Here is a 336-nt window from a genome sequence, read left to right on the forward strand (position 1 = left end):
GTGAAGCTTACCGTTACTAATAGCTCGATCGACTTCTTCGTTCCCATTGATTATGTTCATCAAACGCAGTTTGATGATATCTGTTCTGTCTTCACGGGCCAAAGGCCCTGCAGACGGCGCGCGCCACAAGGCGCGACGGACTAACGTCCTGTATGGAAAACATACGGATGGGTCGCAGAAAGACGTGTTAAATTAAATAGAGCCTCGGGGCTCTCCAGCTTCTCGAAACAACAGTTTCCATGCGTTCCGCATGGATCATATGTTGCGTTTTGCCGACCTGGTGGTTATCGCGGGGCGGCCGCACCCGTTCCCTTTCCGAACACGGCCGTGAAACGC

Annotated in this window: 1 rRNA gene; it reads left to right on the forward strand. The window is 52.7% G+C overall.

What is annotated here, in order from left to right:
• Positions 1-276: 276 nt before the first annotated feature.
• A 5S ribosomal RNA gene (gene rrf, locus QSK43_RS27245) occupies positions 277-336 on the forward strand; the annotation flags it as partial.

Origin of the sequence: Rhizobium sp. GR12 (genome assembly GCF_036596185.1) — a bacterium.
Classification (GTDB): Bacteria; Pseudomonadota; Alphaproteobacteria; order Rhizobiales; family Rhizobiaceae; genus Agrobacterium; species Agrobacterium nepotum.